At 34.4% G+C, this 17,516-nt stretch carries 20 protein-coding genes; 9 read left to right on the plus strand and 11 right to left on the minus strand.

Annotated features, from left to right (window positions below; genetic code table 11):
• Positions 1-4 precede the first annotated feature (4 nt).
• From HGP29_RS01790 to HGP29_RS01800, 3 genes are all read left to right on the plus strand, one after another.
• Positions 5-571, plus strand: a complete 567-nt coding sequence (locus HGP29_RS01790) for a DUF2911 domain-containing protein (protein WP_168880597.1) — start codon at positions 5-7, stop codon at positions 569-571.
• Between the two features lie 205 nt (positions 572-776).
• Entirely contained in the window at positions 777-1,424 is a 648-nt protein-coding gene (locus HGP29_RS01795) for a hypothetical protein (protein ID WP_168880598.1), read from the plus strand.
• Positions 1,425-1,434: 10 nt separating this feature from the next.
• Complete coding sequence (locus HGP29_RS01800) at positions 1,435-1,686, plus strand: hypothetical protein (protein ID WP_168880599.1); 252 nt, start codon at positions 1,435-1,437, stop codon at positions 1,684-1,686.
• Between the two features lie 25 nt (positions 1,687-1,711).
• Here HGP29_RS01800 and HGP29_RS01805 read toward each other — a convergent pair whose 3' ends face one another.
• The 5 genes from HGP29_RS01805 to HGP29_RS01825 form a co-directional block, all read right to left on the minus strand.
• Positions 1,712-3,856, minus strand: coding sequence for a T9SS type A sorting domain-containing protein (locus HGP29_RS01805; RefSeq protein ID WP_168880600.1), 2,145 nt, complete (start codon positions 3,854-3,856; stop codon positions 1,712-1,714).
• Between the two features lie 45 nt (positions 3,857-3,901).
• The gene (locus tag HGP29_RS01810; protein WP_168880601.1) at positions 3,902-4,192 is read right to left on the minus strand and encodes a ribbon-helix-helix domain-containing protein; all 291 of its coding nucleotides are present in this window, start codon (positions 4,190-4,192) and stop codon (positions 3,902-3,904) included.
• A gap of 11 nt (positions 4,193-4,203) precedes the next feature.
• Positions 4,204-4,977 carry a ParA family protein gene (locus HGP29_RS01815; RefSeq protein ID WP_168880602.1) on the minus strand — a complete coding sequence of 258 codons (774 nt, stop codon included), beginning with the start codon at positions 4,975-4,977 and terminating at the stop codon, positions 4,204-4,206.
• A 75-nt stretch (positions 4,978-5,052) separates the two neighbouring features.
• Entirely contained in the window at positions 5,053-5,706 is a 654-nt protein-coding gene (locus tag HGP29_RS01820; RefSeq protein ID WP_317169929.1) for a TMEM175 family protein, read from the minus strand.
• A gap of 25 nt (positions 5,707-5,731) precedes the next feature.
• Positions 5,732-6,340, minus strand: a complete 609-nt coding sequence (locus HGP29_RS01825) for a TetR/AcrR family transcriptional regulator (RefSeq protein WP_168880604.1) — start codon at positions 6,338-6,340, stop codon at positions 5,732-5,734.
• Between the two features lie 196 nt (positions 6,341-6,536).
• Here HGP29_RS01825 and HGP29_RS01830 point away from each other — a divergent pair, with 196 nt between their 5' ends.
• From HGP29_RS01830 to HGP29_RS01850, 5 genes are all read left to right on the plus strand, one after another.
• Positions 6,537-7,172 (plus strand): DUF4251 domain-containing protein, encoded by a 636-nt coding sequence (locus HGP29_RS01830; protein WP_168880605.1) that lies wholly within the window; start codon positions 6,537-6,539, stop codon positions 7,170-7,172.
• Positions 7,173-7,188: 16 nt separating this feature from the next.
• Positions 7,189-7,920, plus strand: coding sequence for a gliding motility-associated ABC transporter permease subunit GldF (gldF, locus tag HGP29_RS01835; RefSeq protein WP_168880606.1), 732 nt, complete (start codon positions 7,189-7,191; stop codon positions 7,918-7,920).
• A gap of 17 nt (positions 7,921-7,937) precedes the next feature.
• On the plus strand, positions 7,938-8,918 hold the full coding sequence (locus HGP29_RS01840) for a polyprenyl synthetase family protein (RefSeq protein WP_168880607.1): 981 nt from the start codon (positions 7,938-7,940) through the stop codon (positions 8,916-8,918).
• 163 nt (positions 8,919-9,081) lie between these two features.
• The gene (locus HGP29_RS01845; protein ID WP_168880608.1) at positions 9,082-9,381 is read left to right on the plus strand and encodes a hypothetical protein; all 300 of its coding nucleotides are present in this window, start codon (positions 9,082-9,084) and stop codon (positions 9,379-9,381) included.
• Positions 9,382-9,448: 67 nt separating this feature from the next.
• A complete protein-coding gene (locus HGP29_RS01850) occupies positions 9,449-9,736 on the plus strand; it encodes a hypothetical protein (RefSeq protein ID WP_168880609.1) in 288 nt (95 codons plus the stop codon).
• A 114-nt stretch (positions 9,737-9,850) separates the two neighbouring features.
• On the opposite strand, the gene HGP29_RS01855 is transcribed toward HGP29_RS01850, so the two are convergent.
• The 5 genes from HGP29_RS01855 to HGP29_RS01875 all read right to left on the minus strand — a co-directional run bounded on the left by HGP29_RS01855 (position 9,851) and on the right by HGP29_RS01875 (position 15,271).
• Positions 9,851-10,450 (minus strand): superoxide dismutase, encoded by a 600-nt coding sequence (locus HGP29_RS01855; protein WP_168880610.1) that lies wholly within the window; start codon positions 10,448-10,450, stop codon positions 9,851-9,853.
• A 182-nt stretch (positions 10,451-10,632) separates the two neighbouring features.
• Positions 10,633-11,007 (minus strand): n-acetylglutamate synthase, encoded by a 375-nt coding sequence (locus HGP29_RS01860; protein ID WP_168880611.1) that lies wholly within the window; start codon positions 11,005-11,007, stop codon positions 10,633-10,635.
• 54 nt (positions 11,008-11,061) lie between these two features.
• On the minus strand, positions 11,062-12,123 hold the full coding sequence (locus HGP29_RS01865) for a hypothetical protein (RefSeq protein WP_168880612.1): 1,062 nt from the start codon (positions 12,121-12,123) through the stop codon (positions 11,062-11,064).
• A gap of 84 nt (positions 12,124-12,207) precedes the next feature.
• On the minus strand, positions 12,208-14,631 hold the full coding sequence (locus HGP29_RS01870) for an AAA family ATPase (RefSeq protein ID WP_168880613.1): 2,424 nt from the start codon (positions 14,629-14,631) through the stop codon (positions 12,208-12,210).
• Between the two features lie 214 nt (positions 14,632-14,845).
• Entirely contained in the window at positions 14,846-15,271 is a 426-nt protein-coding gene (locus HGP29_RS01875) for a (4Fe-4S)-binding protein (protein WP_168880614.1), read from the minus strand.
• A 153-nt stretch (positions 15,272-15,424) separates the two neighbouring features.
• Here HGP29_RS01875 and HGP29_RS01880 point away from each other — a divergent pair, with 153 nt between their 5' ends.
• Positions 15,425-16,876 (plus strand): TIGR00341 family protein, encoded by a 1,452-nt coding sequence (locus tag HGP29_RS01880; RefSeq protein WP_168880615.1) that lies wholly within the window; start codon positions 15,425-15,427, stop codon positions 16,874-16,876.
• A gap of 63 nt (positions 16,877-16,939) precedes the next feature.
• Here the strand turns inward: HGP29_RS01880 and HGP29_RS01885 are convergent, their stop codons facing one another.
• A complete protein-coding gene (locus HGP29_RS01885) occupies positions 16,940-17,458 on the minus strand; it encodes a hypothetical protein (RefSeq protein ID WP_168880616.1) in 519 nt (172 codons plus the stop codon).
• Positions 17,459-17,516: the final 58 nt, after the last annotated feature.

The raw sequence follows: 17,516 nt of genomic DNA on the forward strand, positions 1-17,516 counted from the left end.
TAGAATGAAGAAAGTATTAATTTATCTTCTTGTGTTTATTGGTGTCTTGTTAATCGGTGGTCTCATTTTTAGAGAAGTGATGATCACTCAAACCAAGAAACATAGTCCACAAGTAGAAGAAGTATATCATTCTAACGGAATAAACATCTCTATCAACTATTCATCTCCTTTTAAGAAAGGAAGAGTTATTTTTGGTAACCTTGTACCTTATGGACATGTTTGGAGAACAGGAGCTAATGAACCAACCACCTTTATGACGAATGTTCCCTTGGATATTCAAGGCCAACGTTTAGCACCAGGAAGATATTCTATTTGGACAATTCCAGAATCTAAAGAATGGACAGTCATCTTCAATAAAAAGATAAATGATTGGGGAGTAAGTCTTGGCGGAAAGGCAAGTAGAAATCCTGATGATGATGTTTTGCAAGTCGTAGTTCCTACAGAACACCTTCGAAATGTAGTAGAGAGTTTTATGATTGATGTAAAAGCTGCTGAAGAATCTAATAAAATGTACTTGAGATTTGAGTGGGATAATGTTGGTGTACAGTTATTATTGAAAGAAGCAAAATAGCGTTTTCGCTCTGTTTTAGATAAAAATCAAAGCAATTGTTCAATTTTTTAGTTAATATTTGAATGATTGCTTTTTCTATTTTCTCTTTTTAGAAAGTATTGATTATATTATTTTGTGATTTACTTAAATTTGTAGTTCATACAGTAAGATCATTTTGTATTTTACTAAGTAAATCTTGACATTAAACCAACTAAGGAAAATCGACATGACAACGTCTAAAATTACGCTTGAAGAATATTTGGAAAATCACGAAGCTAAATTCATGAGGATACCAAGGTTTTTTCAAGAAGCATCTCGTGTACTAGGCACAATGTGGGAAGCATTGGAAGGTATCGAGGAGTTTCAGGAAAAAGGAAACCCCGAGCAAATTTTTATTACGTTATTCTATGTTGAAGAAGAAAAGAGTATTCTGATTCAGGAAACTCGTTTTGCAATGTCAATGATGTTCCCAATTCAAGTGGAAGACGGAGTACTTATCATTGATACGTTGGATTTAATTACTGCCTTAAGAAAGTTTGCGGAAAAGTTGCCTGTAGAAAGGGAGCCTATTGCAGAAATTCTTGAATTTGTATTGTACTCGGGGTACTATGGTTTTAAAAATTCAGAGGCTCGCACCTTAGCAAAATTAATTGTAGATGCTGCTTATCTAAGTGGTAAAGGGGATGTGGATGAAGATGAATTTTTCACTATAGTAGATACGCTGTATGCCCCTCCTCAACAGTTTTTCACTGATAAGTATATCGATCAGGAAATATTGGATATCATTGAGGTTCAGGATACAGTTTATAATTATTTACCTGCTGCTTTAATGATTTTAAGAAAACATTTAGTTCAGGACCAAAGACAACATTAAACCCATTTATATGTTAGAACTTTCGAAAAAAGAAAAGAACTTAAGTTTAACGATTGCTGATCATTTAATTAATGATCAAGGAATTAAGTCTGAAGATGAGATCGAAAACTTATCAGAAGAGTATTTAACGAATATCATTGTAGAAGTATCTGCTAACTATGAAGACCCTGTAAACGTATCAGAAGTGTTTTTGAAGACATTTAAAGGGATTTTAAAATTTGATGTAGCCTATTTACTTCGATCAAATCGCTGTTGTTCATAGTAATTTCTTTAGTGAATACTATCTATTACTGAACTATTATTTTGCTGACCTGTATTTGATTTTGAGCTTGATATATCTGTAAAATATATAAGCCTCTTTGCCAATGATCAGTTCTGATATTTATCGTCTGATTACTTTCTATTTCTATAGTTAACATTAACTGTCCTAGTTGATTATAGATACGACCGTTAACCAAAGTAGCGTATTCGTTTTTAATATTTATTTGTTGTGAAGTGGGGTTAGGAAAAACCTTTAACTTCGAATAAACAGTTGGATTTTCAACAGCTGTTGGCTGATCATATTGCCCAATTTTGGCTAGATATAATCCTCCTCCTTCTGATCCTGTAATAAGGTAATCACCAAGTTGTGTACTCTTTAGTCTGTTACCGTAAGTACGATCAATAAACTTTTCGTCATTAAAAAATGCTTTACTCTGATAAGTAGGGTTCTCTGATCTAAAGTTTTGCCATACTCTTGGGGTACCACTATCATCCCATACAAGTAAATCGTCACGTCCATCGTTATTGAGGTCACTGACAAAAGCAGATGGATATTTCCTTAAGATATTACCTTCAATATTTAAAAATGACTCTTCCTGAAGCTCGAAAGTACCATTGGTATTTTGATGATGGTATTCTAGAGCACCAGAAAATTTACCTAGTAAAACATCAATTAGACCATCTGCATCAATATCTACGAAATAGGGTATATCTTCGGGCCTATGCTCAAATATCCTTTCAGGAGTAGTATTCGCTTCGAAATCATTTTCTAGTGAGAATAAATAAACTCCTGCTTGATTACTATTTGGAACTCTACCGCTTATTGCCAATTGTGTTGTGTTTTTCCATTGAATGATCTGAGGAGAAATATCTAACATTCCCCATGCCTGAATATTTAAGAAGTTATCCGTGATCCATTGGAATTCAGGAGATGTATTACTGCCTATATTTTTGTAATAAGAGATACCACCTCCAGAAGAGTTTCCTTCATTGTCAAAACTTATTCTATAACCAATTAATAAATCTAATTTTCCATCATTATCAACATCGTATGTGATGGGTCTACTTCGTTCTCCTAAATCAATTCCTGTATTTTGGATAAAGTTATCTTCTTGAAATGTCCATGCAGGTGAAGTCATAGTACCCGTATTTTTATACCTCCAAACGTATTTTGAAAAATCTGTGAGATCTCCTTCATTAGTATCAATATTTGGAGCTATAATCATATCTTCCAAGCCGTCATTATCTGTATCTACAAAGAATGCTACAGGAAAATCAGGGAAACTTACAGGATGACTTTGCGGAAAAAATGTGATGGATTCATCAAAAGATGCATTCTCATTGGATCCTTTATTAGGTAAAGCGACTAGGTTGGTACAGCTTCTTTCCCCAATCAGCAAATCTAAATTGCCATTCCCATTAACATCATACATCGTAAGTGCCGAACCCAGGTGTTGAATTCGTCCATTTGAGGTGCAATTGTCGTCACCGAAGACATAGGTTGCACAGTCACCACATTCTTGGAAGTCACCCCAATTATCTGTTCTTTTTCGAAAAGATGGAATACCTTCTTCAATACCTTGATTGATATGAGCTTCTATGGTACCGCCTAAACCAGGGACGAAAGTTAAAAAATCAATGAGACCATCTCCGTCAACATCGGCAAACGTAGGGGAGTCTGCCAAAGCAGAAGTAAGAGGTGTTGGTGACCCTGAAAATGTAGTGGTTTCTAATTGAGTGGGTAAATCACTAAAACTAAGCGTTGAAGATGAGCTATTATTTGGGTAAATGTAGATGCCATCTTCTTCTCCAATGATAAGGTCCTTTTTTCCATTATCATTAAAGTCTACTAATTGTATCCAGAATCGGATGTCTTGAGGGAATAAAACTTCATATTCAGGAGCATATTCCCATTGATTATTTTGAAACAGATAAGTACTGATTTTTCTAGTCGTACGATCAAAAAGTACTAAATCGTCTGTATTGTCTAGATTGAGATCTAAATTAAAGAATTGAGGTGCATTTATTCCTCCATTCCATGCGTTATTAAACGCAACGTTCTCTTTTATAACTTGGATATCAGACGCGTTGGTGAATCCGATATTCTGAGCATATATACCTTGTAAATTTAAATAAGTAAGGCAGATAAGGATTAAGAAGGTACGTTGCATTTAGTATTATCAAATAGGGTTACGTAATGATTATTAGTCTTACAATCATAAATCTACTTGAAAATCTAGGTAAAACGCAACTGCTTCTTTTATTATTTCTTCTTGTTTTCGGCCTTCTTTATCTGCAAGTGCCTTTATTTTATTTTTCTGATCTTCAGAAAGAGCATCGAATAATGAATTACTAACTTCAGAAGTTGGTGAAGCATTTAAGGGGTTAGAAGGGGTAGGTTCCACAATTGGAGCTTCCTTCTTTTCTTCTTTTTTAGGTGTTGAGTTAGATAATGGTGAACCTCCTAATAATGAATCCAACCCACCTGAGAAACTTTTCTTTGCCATATTTTCAATATTTAGGATGTAACTTTAGTAGTGGAACGTTCTGCAACTTCTTGTGCTAACGCCCAATAGTCTACCGCACCATTACTTTTAGGATTGTATCTGAAAATATTTGTTTGTTTAGAAGGAGCTTCAGCTAAAGCGACGTTGTCTCTAATCACAGTATTGAAAAGTGTATCTCCAAAATGTTTTTGAATTGCTTCTTTCACATTTCTATTTAAGATTTTTCTTTTATCAAACTGAGTAATGAAGACCCCTCCAATTTCTAAGTCTTGATTTAATCTTTGTTGCACTTTTTCAATTACTTCTAAAAGCTTTTTTAGGCCTTGAGTTGCCAAAAATTGCGCTTGCAATGGGAAGTAAACTTGATTAGAAGCGGTAAATGCATTTATCGTAAGTAGACCTAAACTTGGAGGACAATCAATTAATATAAAGTCAAATTGATCTTTCACCTTGTTTAAGTGATCTTTGAGAATAAATTCCCTACCTGCTTCCATACTTAATTCTAACTCAGCACCAGAAAGGTCTAGTTCTGCAGGAATTACAAATAAGTCCATCTCTAATTCATGCATGCTTTCTTCTGTAGTACAGAATCCTCGCAACAAGGTATATACCGATTTTTCAGGTTCGAATATCCCTAAAGACTGACTTAAATTTGCTTGAGGATCCATATCAACCATCAAAATACGCTTACCCATTTGATGTAGAGCGGCGCCTATATTGACAACAGAAGTAGTTTTTCCTACTCCTCCTTTATGATTACTTATAGAAATGACCTGTGCTGCCATTGTTAGTTGTGCTTTTAAAAAATTATGATGATAAACTCTATGTAGTAGTATTTACCTTAAAATATTTTTAAGCAATTAACGTGCACTATTTCGTTTTTCTGCCCATTTTGTTTGAAGCCAAAAGGCAATAGGAACTAATGTATAAGGAACTTGAGCATATTCGATAGCAACGTAGCCTAAAATTAAAGAGATGAAAGCCAAAAGCGGTTCCATCCATAGTCCTTCGCTTATTTCTTTATTGTCTAATGGATCAACAGGGTTTTTAAGCAGTCTATTATTAAAACTAACATGCTTCCAAGCTGAAAAAGAAAGTAGGCCGATAATTATTACATTAATACTGTATGCTGCAATTGCCACAAAATAATCAGGAAAAGCAGTCGCTAAACCGTTAGAAAATGGCAATAATGCAACAAATGCCAGCATTAATAAATCGAGCCACATATACACCGTATCTGCTCCTTTCATGAGTCTTGTCGTAACGGTATGCTTTAACCAGTATACCGCTAATAAAACAAAGGTCGAAAGGAAGATACCAAGTATAGGTAACTGATTAGAAAACGCAGAAAGTAGCTGTTTATTACTTTTTATATCTCCTACTTCTGGAAGATCTATTGCTAAAAGGAGCATAGTCATAGAAGTAGCGAAGATAATATCCGCTAATCGGGTAATTCTTGTTAACCAGCTTTTTGAAATAGTTTTGGGTTGGTAATCTTTTTTAAATACCATCATTTTAGAATGTTGTAGTTAATTATTTTTATGGCATAAGCATCTTTTCTAAGTATTCATCACAAAATTCTAAGATTCTCTTCTGAGTATGTTCATTGTAGTTGGATACTCCTTCAACAGTAGGTTTAATTATTATTCTTTCAGAACGGATGATATAGTCATTCAATGCATTCACTAAAAACGAAACAACTAGTTCTTCGTCTACATCAGCATTGTAGATGCCTTGCTTTTTACCCTCAACGATTTTATCTAAAAATAAGTTACTTACAATATTGGCAACTTCATCATTTTTTGTAATTACCTCTGCTCTAAGCTCCATCATCTCCTCTACGTTCATGATACGGGCTAAATCACGGTTCATTAAAGAAACTTTAAAAAACTTACGAAGTGCTAATTTTAAAAACTCTAACCCTTCATTCTCAGAGTTTTTAAGGCTTTCCACTACATTTTGAATCTGAGAAGAAAAGTCAGTAATAATCTCTTTTAATAATGCTTCTTTAGAACCAAAGTAGTAGTTAATCATCCCTTGGCTAACTTTGGCCGTTTGTGCTATTTCTCTTGTTGATGCACCATCAAAACCTCGTTGTGATATTAGTTTTGTTGCAACCTTTAAAACGTGTTCTCTGTTATTTTTCATATCCTTTAATTGATCGAATGATTAATAATTAATAAAGATAATCATCAATTCGAAAAAAAAAACATAAAATGTATATCAGAGATTGGAAAGATTTATATTTGTATATGAGATAGAGTAATCACGAATTAATACACTCAGAACACTTTAAATGAAACTCTATTTGATTTTCAATTTTTTGAATCTAATTATGTTAACCATGAAAAACTGGATCTTACGTTCATTTACTTTCTTTGTTTTATTCTCATTTATTGGCCTTTCAAATTTTGCTACTGCTCAAGACACTAAACCTGAACAGGAACTTACTGAGAAAGAAAAGAAAAAACTTGCTCGTAAAAAGGCAAAAGAAGAAAGAAAGAAGGCAAAAGAATTAGCAAAACAACAAGCTCAGGCCGAAGAAAAAGCTCGTTTTGAGATGGCAAAGGCAGGAATGTTGTCACAGCAATTTGTGTTACAGGCAAATCAAGTATATGATCGTTATGGAAATACTGCCCAAGTAACAAACAATATTAACTTTGTGAAGTTAGATGATGATAAATGTGTAGTTCAATTAGGCTTTGAAGGTATAGTTGGATACAATGGTGTTGGAGGTATCACTTTAGATGGTAAAATATCTGATTTGAAAGTAGAAGAAAATGATAATGGAAGCATCATGATGTCTTTCAATGTACAGGGGGCAATGATGCAAGCCGCCGTAAGAATAAATTTAAATGGTGCAGACAATTGGGCTGATGCAACAGTTCGTTCTCAAACGGAGAACATTGAAATCAGATTTAGAGGAAATATTCTTCCTACCAACTTGTCGTCTGTATACCAAGGAGCAACTCCTTATTAATTGATTTTTTTAAGCAATGTGGCAAATTTTTCAACGAGAAATAAGTAGTTTTTTTAGTGCCGTTTTAGGCTATTTGGTAATGGCTGTATTTTTAGTGATGATGGGGCTATTTGTTTGGGTTTTCCCTCAAACAAGTGTCTTAGAAGGAAGTTTTGCTTCTCTTGATTCACTCTTTAATATAGCTCCTTACATTTTTATGTTTTTACTACCTGCAATTACCATGAGAGGTATTGCAGAAGAGAAAAAAACAGGAACACTAGAATTACTTTTTACAAGACCTGTGACTGACTTCCAGATTGTTGGAGGGAAATTTTTATCTGCTTGGGCAACCGCTTTACTAGCTTTGTTACCGACAGTTATTTATTACTTTTCAGTTTATGAATTAGGGGCACCCAAAGGTAATATAGATACTGCAGGGGTTTTTGGTTCTTATATAGGTTTGGTATTTCTTGCTGGTGGGTTTGCTGCAATCGGTACTTTTGCTTCTTCCATTACATCGAGTCAGATTGTTTCGTTTATTGTTGCAGTAGTTATCTGCTTCGCTAGTTACGATGGTATTTCATCAATAGCTTCTATTCCTGCTCTAAGCGATTATGCTTACAGTATTGGTTTATGGGGTGTTGATTTTCATTATAGATCTTTAAGTAGAGGATTGGTTGATTCTAGAGACATCCTTTATTTTTGTAGTATGATTGTTGTGGCACTTAGCCTTGCAAAATTATCTTTAAGTAGTCGTCGCTGGGAATAGCGAACATCATTTTTTATATGGCATCATTTGATTTAAAAGAGGCAGCCCAGTTGCTGGCAGATGAACTTGAACAACAAAAATTCGGAGAGGCTCCGGAAACATTATATGCACCATTAAGGTATATCCTTTCGTTGGGCGGTAAGCGTCTTAGACCTGCTTTAACGCTATTAGGATGCTACCTTTTTGATGACGATTACAAAAAAGCAATAGATCCTGCTATTGGAGTAGAAGTGTTCCATAACTTTACTTTAATGCATGATGATATTATGGACGAAGCACCTCTTAGAAGAGGGAAGATGACAGTTCATGAAAAATGGAATTCTAATGTTGCTATTTTATCTGGCGATGTGATGTTTGTACGTTCGTATGAATATATCTCTAATGTTGAGGATAAGATATTAAGACAAGCATTAGCACTATTTAATAAGTGTGCAGCTGAAGTTTGCGAAGGACAGCAATTCGACATGGATTTCGAAGAGAGAGAAACTGTTGGAGAAGAAGAATATATCGAAATGATACGTTTAAAAACTGCCGTTTTGATAGGTTTCGCATTACGTTTAGGTGCCTTAATCGGTGGAGCTACAGACGAACAATCGAAAGTAGTTGAAGAATTTGGTGTTAACGTTGGATTAGGTTTCCAGCTTAAGGATGATATTCTTGATGTTTACGCAGATCAGGATAAGTTCGGTAAGCAAGTTGGAGGTGATATTATCTCTAACAAAAAGACATTGATGTTAATTAAGGCTTTAAAACAAGCGGAAGGTGCTGATGCTGTAGAACTTCAAAATTGGTTAGAAGCTAAAGATTTTGATAAAGAAGAAAAAGTAGCGGCTGTAACTGATATCTATAACAGATTAGGTATTAGAGAAATGGCGACAGAAAAATCCAATGAGTATTTTACAAAAGGATTTGCTGCTTTAGAAAACCTTGATGTATCTGAAGACAGAAAGAACCTGTTAAAAGAATTTGGTGTTTATCTCCAAAACCGAGATCATTAAATTTCAGGTATAATTTATAAAGTAAAAAGCCATCCTTTCCTAGTGAAAGGGTGGCTTTTTGTCTTTTATTAATCAAGGTAATTGGTTCTATGCACATAGACTGCATTTCGGGTACATAAATTGCAAAAGCTATATTTTCCTTTTGTTTCACCAAACGTTTTATATGCAGAAAACGCACAAGTTGCACCAAGAGATTTTCGACCTTCTTATTCAAGAAGGATTAAAAGGAGATCAACTAGAAAAAGAAGTACAAAGCTTCATTATGAAAAACTTGGATTGGAAATTTATCGAGAAATTCGATTTAGAAAATCCAGATGCTCCGAAAGGAGGGATTCCGATACCTTTGAAAGAAGAGCTTTATGACAAAGTCAGAACGAAACAATCAGAGTTGAACCGGATGAGAACTAATGAATCTGCACTTCGATTCCTCCATCGTAACTTTTTAAATTTGGATCAGAATTAACAGAGAATGCCAAGTGCGGCACCCTACTTCGAAAATGAAATTTATGTGATATTAAAATGATTCTGATTTGAGAAAGTTTATACCATTACATCAAACTATTTTAGAAGACTGTTTATTCATTTCTGAGAAAATTGAAAGCCTTAGGAAAACGAATTCAGCGATTCTTAGTCATTTTATTGATGAGGAAGCGATGAAAAATATGAAAGTTGACCCGAACAGGCCACAAAGAGTTCCTATTCGCAAGGAGATGGAAGGTGAATTTGTAAAACGATTAAACGAAATCCAATGTTTGGAAGGTAGGTTGGATGATCTGAAGTATTTACATCAGGCAATCTACAGTCCTCACCAAAATTAGGAAATGAAATGGCCCTACTTCTTCTGGAGTAGGGCCTTTTAAAACTAAAAAGCCTTGATCAGATTGCTCCGACCAAGGCTTTATATGATTACAACAAATGTTGATTATTGTGAACTATTTTGCAGCTGCAAAACGCTTAGCTACTTCTTCCCAGTTTACAACGTTCCAGAATGCAGAGATGTAATCTGGACGACGGTTTTGGTAGTTTAAGTAGTATGCATGCTCCCAAACGTCAAGGCCTAAGATTGGTGTTCCACCGCACTCACCTTTCATTAATGGGTTATCTTGGTTTGCAGTTGAGCAAACAGATACAGCACCATCTTTAACACATAACCAAGCCCAACCTGAACCGAAACGAGTAGCTGCAGCATTAGCAAATTCTTCTTTGAATTTGTCGAATGAACCAAATGCAGCGTCGATTGCAGAAGCTAACTCACCTGAAGGAGCACCACCACCGTTTGGTGAAAGGATTGTCCAGAATAAGTTGTGGTTATAGTATCCACCACCGTTATTTCTTACAGCACCTGATAAGTTGTCTGCAGATAATAAATCTTCGATAGATTTGTCAGCGTCAGCTGTACCCTCAATAGCACCGTTTAATTTTGCAGTGTATGCAGCGTGGTGTTTTGAGTGGTGAATTTCCATTGTACGAGCGTCGAAATGTGGCTCTAATGCGTCATAAGCATATGGAAGTTGAGGTAATTCGAATGCCATTTTTTTAAGTTTTATGTTTTAAGTATAATGTTTTAAAGTTGGATAAGCGATAAAAGCATTTTGATGAGCTAGATCACTTTTTAATCGCCATCGAATTTAGCTAATTCATCTTGAAAAGTGAATTATTCTTGAATGAAAAAATCTATACCCCTATAAATTTTATCAATGCACTATCCTTTAAACTAGAAAATAGGGTTCAAATTGTCTTTTTCGACCATTTCGATCAATTCAGAAGTACCTTTAGACAAATCGCCAGATGTCCATTGCCACTCTTCCTTAAGGTGTAAAGTACCACTCTCATCTGTGAAAGGAGTAGATTTACAGAAGCCTGTCATGATCTCATGTTGAAGGTTCACATGTTGGTAGTTGAATTCTAAAGTACCATCATTTTTGATGACACCTGTAAGTGTACCCATTCTGATACTAGGTCCGTGGTAAGTAGCCCAAATGACATCACCGCCTTGTCGGTAATGAAAAAAAGTTTGTCCATCCACTTCACCATTGTCTGTATTGGAAATTGCTCTGAAACGTTTGTTGTGAAAATTAATCTTTTCCATAAGTGTTGTTAGTAATAATAAGTCTTGAGTGTTTTCAGAGCCGAATATACTATCTTATGCCGTTTTATTTCCTACTAAAATGGTATTTTTTAGTTCTCCTCCAATTGCTGAGTTATTTTGACTAGCCATTTTTAAAATATATCTAGCTTCTCTCAATCTTTGGTTTACAGCACCCCATACCGAACTTTTTGTTTCTGTTGGTGGCTCTTCTTGATAATACGACTGGAAGTCTTTCTGTTGATAGAAAATAGGGAATAACATCAAGTTGGTATTCTTACTTACTTGTTGTCTTCTCATGTAAGTAAAGGAATGGCCTGAATGTATCCATAGATAGTTTGTAAAGATATTTCTATCGTGATTTTTGTTACTTTCTGTTTTTACAACACAAACTTCAATCTCATAAGGACGTTTTAGTTTGTTTTTTAACTCCCATTCTAAATACTTTTTCATAGAAGCAGGTTTATCTCTTAACTCTACACCAATAAGTGTAAGCTGATAAACTTTTGATTCTAACTTTTCAGGTAAAAGGGAATTAAGCATTGGAATTAGGTTTTCATCCATCTCTCCAAGGTCTTTTAAAAGGTAATTATCAATGATTACCATAGAGTTATGTGGATGTTTGAATCGTTCCAATTGATTCCAGTTTTCGAAACGTTTTACCGCTCCTCTGTCTTTTGTGACATTATATAATGACCAATTGAACATAAAACCACCTTTCTGACGAATTCTATTCGCGTTCAAAGTAATTAAGCCCAATTGATTTTCTAGTTCCTCACACTCCGAGTTGCTTTTATCTAAGAAAAACATCGTTTGAGGCATGCTATTATTACTCACTTCTTCTAGGTTATCAAACGCATCTTTTTCACAGCGTAATGATGAACCTCCAGAAGAAGCACTTTTCAACATCTTTTTGATATATGGGTTAGTTTTGCTCATCATAGACAATTCTGTCGGATCAACATCTAACCTTAAATCTGCTTGTTTGTTGATAAATGAATAGAAGTCCATCCATGATCGGCTCCATTCCATATCGTCTAATTCGTCTTCAATAGAAGGACGTTTAGAGAAGAAAGCAGTAAGTGAATTTATATTTGCGTAAGTCGTTATTCTTTCCATGGTCGTCGTGATTTGTAAGTAAGAAAAATGGAGGAAAATAGTAGAATGTAGAAGCAGTCGAAAATCGTCAACCTCCAATAGTTACTACATCTGTTTTAAATGGAACAGTTCAATGGCAATGTTGTCCGCTTCATCGAAGAAGCCTTCTCCAAATTCATTGTCCAATTCTCCATCTTTCATGATGTTCAGCAGTTGTACTTGTGGTTTCCCTTCAGGTACACGCTCAGGGTTATATAAATAATATATTTTGGACTCATAAGGAGTGATTTTCCTTTTCGCAGTCCAGTATTGTAGCTTTCTGATGAGATATTCTGAGTGAGTCTCAATCAAAAAGTTTGTTTGATATCTGTAAGATGCATCAATAATTAAATCGGCCAATTTTGATTGCATTTTTGGATGCAGATTGGTCTCAGGTTCTTCAATTAATAATGATCTATGTTCATCTAAAGCAATTTTTAATAGGATAGGAAGCAGTTGTGATATACCATAACCTAAATCGGCTAAATCCAATTGATGGCCTCTTTTGTTCGTAATGACTACATCATTTGCAATTCCTTTTACCGAGTTGATGGTAATATCATGACCAATTTCAAACTCTCTAATCCAGTGTTTTACAAAATCTTGCGCTTTTTGATCTGCATTTTTTGCAAATTCAAACAACAGTTGTGATAGTACACTAGACTCTGTGTGAAGCATAATACGTTTAGTACTTCCTCTTTGCGCTTCTAGTAACCCAAAGTTGAATAACTTACCACAAGATTTGAAGATATGTTTGATCCCTTGAACACCTTCTTCTAAACATTTTAAGAATGAACCTCTTAATACTTTATCAACATCAATTTCATATAATTTATGGAATTCTTCTGATGTTAAAGGAAGTTCTGGTAAGTGGTCTAAATCCTCCAATGAGTTTTCAGCCGTTTGAACATTAAGAATTCTTCTGTCATTGTTGTCTAATAATGGAAGATCTCTTAACAGGAATCCGAGAGAAGCGACTTTAAAACCACTTCCATCTTCTTTTCTCTCCGCTAAAAATTTCATAAGATCACCTCTTTTAAAGAGGTTCACTTTCTTTATTTTAGATTGATGTTCTGTCATGTAAGCATTGAGTCTAGATCCTAAAAGGGATACGACTTTTTTATGCATTACTTCTTGAAGCACTTCTAATTTATCATTGTCAGTGATACCTGTTTTTTCAGAAAGCTTACGTTTATCGATACTGAAATTTTTACGAACCGGAGTATGGATATCCATATGAGAACCATATTCATATAAATTATTGATATCGAAGAAGCTTGTGAAAACAGGGATTTCTCCATCTGTTTTAAAATAGTCACCTCTGTGGTTGGCAGCTAATAGGTAGCTATTACCGTTTTCACTACCTACATAATGAAGACTACCGTTACTTAATGGAGAATACAAAAGCTTTCTTTTTCCTGTAAATCTTTCTGAATAAGAAAGGCTGATATTACATAACTTTCCTTCTTGGCTATCATAACTTAATTCTAAGAAAAGTCTTTCAGTAGTATTTACCCCTACAGGCTTAAATGTATAGATAATACCGTCATCCTGGATATTCAATAAGTCTTTTACCAAAGGAGACATTGGTATATCCATTTCTAGCCAAGAAACAACGGCAGATCTTAATTCTTCAACATCAGTGATGTTATTTTTCTCAATAAGATCTTTCCATCTTTGGTTATGCTTTTTTGTTTGCTCCTTACCTCTGGTAGGAGTTGGTTTTGCATCTGTTAAATGGTGAAGTTTTTTCACTCCAATAAGCTCATGAGCCCTATGTTTTGCATACCAAGCTTTTTTAATCAGATCGGCAAAAAATGCTCGATCGATATTACTTGGGATATTGAGGGCAACATCTACTGGAATTTCTAAATCTTGAAGTTTTAAAATTACCTTATTGGCTTCACCAAAAAGCATTTCAATATTTTCTACGGTAATTCTATGTTCAAAAGCGATGTTCAATAACTTATGAAGAATAGCTCTTATAGTAGAAGAATATTGGATTTCGCCAGATCTAGTTAATTTCTGAATATGGCGAATCATATCTTGTGATCTGTTGATCAACACACCTCTAAGAAAGTACATCCAATTTTTCCAATTGGGTATTTTCATTAAATCAGAAAATGTCTCTACATTTTTTAGATCTGCAAATGCAATAGAGATATTTCTTTGGCCTAATTCAAATCTTTTAAATGGTGCAGTACCCGGCTGAGGAGCGAATTCCAACATAAATGTGATGGGCTTCTCAGGATCAGTATCATGATTTCTTGCTTTATCGATATTACCAAGGTTATGGTATGGACCTCTAAAGTCAAGTTCTTCTAATCGGTTTTTAGCACCATTATCCTGAAGCAATAGTAAAGCTTTAAACAACGAACTCTTTCCACTACTGTTTGTACCTGTAAGCACATTAATAGGGGAGAAATTAAAAGTCGTACGTTCTTTGAATACTCTAAAGTTTTCTAAGGTCAGGCTTTTGATATTGGCCATATGATGAGTTTATTAAATCAGTCCACAAAATGATACTATTCTCTTTTAGGATATCAGAATAGTAATTTAAAAGGAAGAAAGATTGATAATAAGTACAGCTTATTATTATAGTATTAGGTTCCTCTTGTTTGTGCAAATATAGAAGATTACCACTCTTTAAACAAGTGTTAATCTTCTGTAAGTGCAATATTTATCAATTACTTTAAAATTCTTTTTAATCCGCCTTAAATCCTGCTTTTACATGATTACCGTCACAATACGGTTTGTTATTGGAATGTCCACAACGACAAAGTGCTACTTGTTTATCTCCAAGGTTTTCTGTTTTTCCCGAAATTGTTATGTCAATATTTCCTTTAACGAGAACAGGACCATCTTTTAAAACATTGATTTCTACAGAAGGAGTAGTTGAAGTATCAGTCTCATCACTTTTCAATGATAGTGCTCCAGAAGGACAATTTTTTACTGTCTTGATAATATCAAATGTTTCTCCATTAGACATGTTAACCCAAGGTCTATTAGATGGGTTAAAGACATTAGGTAAAGCTTGAAAACATTTGGTAGAGTGGATACATAAATCAGGCTGCCAAAGTATTTCAATATCTCCATTAGAATAAGTACGGGTAGTGGGTTTATCGCTCATAGTGTGCTTTGCTTTGTGTTAAATAACAATAAATATCTTTAATTTGGGTATCGTAAAAATTTATTATACGTATGTGTCTTCATTAATTTACGTATAAAAATTTTCATAGCAAACTGATACTATAAACATTAATATATCCATAAGTTATTACCAATGAGTGAGAATAATGTATCGGGGTTTATGAGGTCTTTTAGGAAATTAGCTGTTGATACACTAAGTATAAGAGAAGGATCCGACCCCACTGCTACCATAGAGGGTATTAAAAAAGATATGACTTTTAAAGGTCCAGGAGCATGGATTTTGATTTTTTCAATCCTGATAGCTTCTATTGGCCTTAATGCTAATTCGACTGCTGTAATTATTGGAGCCATGCTTATTTCTCCACTAATGGGGCCAATCATCGCTGTAGGTACTGCTATTGGTATCAACGATTTGGAGATGATGAGAAGAGCATTCAAAAACTTAATGATTGCGGTTGTGATTAGTTTGATCACTTCAACAATTTACTTTTCCATCACTCCATTAAATGTCGAGCAATCTGAATTACTGGCGAGAACAAAACCCACCATATTAGATGTGTTTGTGGCTATTCTTGGCGGTTTCTCTGGTATTATTGCGGGTTCCAGAAGAGAGAAGAGTAATGTTATTCCAGGTGTAGCTATTGCCACAGCATTGATGCCACCACTATGTACTGCAGGCTTTGGTTTGGCGAATGGAATGTATAATTATTTCTTTGGTGCCTTTTATCTATTTTTCATTAACTCTGTATTTATCACTTTGTCCACATACATTGTTGTTAAGTACCTGAGATTTCCGATGAAAAGTTTCATTGATAGACGTAAATACAGAAGGTATCAGTTTTTCTTTGGAGTATTTATCGCAGTTGTAATTATGCCATCTGCAGTGATATTCTATCAAATGATTCAAGAAACACGATTTAAGATTGCTTCCGAGAGATTTATCACAGAAAACACCAAGTTTAAAGGCAGTGAATTAATTACTCAAAAAGTGGTGTATACTGATAGTATTTCAACCATCGATCTATATTATATGGGAAATAGAATATCAGATGATATGGAATTATTTCTTAATGATAAAACGAGAAGTTATGGTCTTGCAGCAAAAGATGATGATTTTTTCCCTCTAACAAAGAAAACCATTATTAAGATTCACCAGCAGGAAGGTGCTGAGTTTGGAGAAGGAGAAGCAACAAAAATGATGGAAGCATATACGAAAGATCTTCATATTCAATTACTCAAAGATGTTTACACCAAAAATGAAGAGTTGATTGAAGATAAGGATGCCAAGATCAAGTTATTGGAAAAGAAGATTTATGATATGAGTAAAGTAAAAATCGATACTTTTCCTGTTCATCAATTATCCAGAGAAATACGATTACAATTTCCTGACGTAGAAAAATATGCTGTATCTAAAGTTCAGGTACAGACATGGGAAGGAGATTCTCTTATGGTAAATAACTTACCGGTCTTGTTGGTAGACTTGGGTAAGAAATCACATAAAAAAGAGAATGAGTATATCGATCAACTACAAACTTGGATTAGAGTGAGACTCAATAATAAGACAATAAAAGTGATGAAACTATAAAAGTCTCATCACTCAACGAAAAGTATATAGATAGTTTAAATAGCACTGTAAGAAATTACGGTGCTAATTTTCTCCTAATAAATTCCTTTTTGTTGCCATCTGATTTAGCATATATTTCTTATCCGATTCACTTTTTACAATGTGATTAGTAATTGAAAATCGGTTCTGATAATCATTAAGCTCTACATGAGGCTTGATTTTTATCGTTGAAGGAAAATGCCAAACAGAGAAGTTGATCGAAAGGTATTTGATCATTTGGACGTCATCTTTGAGTTTATAAAAATGCTCAAAAATTTCAGGCTTGTTAAATAGGTAAGCAAATTCTTTACTCATCCAATAATAGTAATCTGCCCAACTTTCGATCGGGTAGTACTCTTCGCCTGAAACATAATAATCAAACACAAGATTGCTTTGTGATAAAGAATCACTTTTGATGCCTCTTCCTGTAATGTGTGGTGGAGGGCTTTTAGAGAACGCATTGTAGCTACTAAATTCGTTTGCTTGAATTTCTACATATTCTAAATCTTGAGAATACACAATATGAAGTACAAACAATAGTGCTAATGTTGGTAATAATCGCATGAGAAAAGAAATGTAAGTAATCTATAATAGAAAGTAGAGTATCTAAATATTGTAAAAA

This window comes from Flammeovirga agarivorans (genome assembly GCF_012641475.1).
Lineage (GTDB): Bacteria > Bacteroidota > Bacteroidia > Cytophagales > Flammeovirgaceae > Flammeovirga > Flammeovirga agarivorans.

Bases quoted from the DNA above. Each gene is read 5' to 3' on its own strand.
- HGP29_RS01860 (WP_168880611.1), bottom strand. From the start codon at position 11,007: ATGGAAAAGATTAATTTTCACAACAAACGTTTCAGAGCAATTTCCAAT.
- gldF (WP_168880606.1), top strand. From the start codon at position 7,189: ATGTGGCAAATTTTTCAACGAGAAATAAGTAGTTTTTTTAGTGCCGTT.
- HGP29_RS01880 (WP_168880615.1), top strand. From the start codon at position 15,425: ATGAGTGAGAATAATGTATCGGGGTTTATGAGGTCTTTTAGGAAATTA.
- HGP29_RS01810 (WP_168880601.1), bottom strand. From the start codon at position 4,192: ATGGCAAAGAAAAGTTTCTCAGGTGGGTTGGATTCATTATTAGGAGGT.
- HGP29_RS01870 (WP_168880613.1), bottom strand. From the start codon at position 14,631: ATGGCCAATATCAAAAGCCTGACCTTAGAAAACTTTAGAGTATTCAAA.
- HGP29_RS01825 (WP_168880604.1), bottom strand. From the start codon at position 6,340: ATGAAAAATAACAGAGAACACGTTTTAAAGGTTGCAACAAAACTAATA.
- HGP29_RS01875 (WP_168880614.1), bottom strand. From the start codon at position 15,271: ATGAGCGATAAACCCACTACCCGTACTTATTCTAATGGAGATATTGAA.
- HGP29_RS01800 (WP_168880599.1), top strand. From the start codon at position 1,435: ATGTTAGAACTTTCGAAAAAAGAAAAGAACTTAAGTTTAACGATTGCT.
- HGP29_RS01845 (WP_168880608.1), top strand. From the start codon at position 9,082: ATGCAGAAAACGCACAAGTTGCACCAAGAGATTTTCGACCTTCTTATT.
- HGP29_RS01815 (WP_168880602.1), bottom strand. From the start codon at position 4,977: ATGGCAGCACAGGTCATTTCTATAAGTAATCATAAAGGAGGAGTAGGA.
- HGP29_RS01805 (WP_168880600.1), bottom strand. From the start codon at position 3,856: ATGCAACGTACCTTCTTAATCCTTATCTGCCTTACTTATTTAAATTTA.
- HGP29_RS01830 (WP_168880605.1), top strand. From the start codon at position 6,537: ATGAAAAACTGGATCTTACGTTCATTTACTTTCTTTGTTTTATTCTCA.
- HGP29_RS01840 (WP_168880607.1), top strand. From the start codon at position 7,938: ATGGCATCATTTGATTTAAAAGAGGCAGCCCAGTTGCTGGCAGATGAA.
- HGP29_RS01865 (WP_168880612.1), bottom strand. From the start codon at position 12,123: ATGGAAAGAATAACGACTTACGCAAATATAAATTCACTTACTGCTTTC.
- HGP29_RS01795 (WP_168880598.1), top strand. From the start codon at position 777: ATGACAACGTCTAAAATTACGCTTGAAGAATATTTGGAAAATCACGAA.
- HGP29_RS01885 (WP_168880616.1), bottom strand. From the start codon at position 17,458: ATGCGATTATTACCAACATTAGCACTATTGTTTGTACTTCATATTGTG.
- HGP29_RS01855 (WP_168880610.1), bottom strand. From the start codon at position 10,450: ATGGCATTCGAATTACCTCAACTTCCATATGCTTATGACGCATTAGAG.
- HGP29_RS01820 (WP_317169929.1), bottom strand. From the start codon at position 5,706: ATGATGGTATTTAAAAAAGATTACCAACCCAAAACTATTTCAAAAAGC.
- HGP29_RS01790 (WP_168880597.1), top strand. From the start codon at position 5: ATGAAGAAAGTATTAATTTATCTTCTTGTGTTTATTGGTGTCTTGTTA.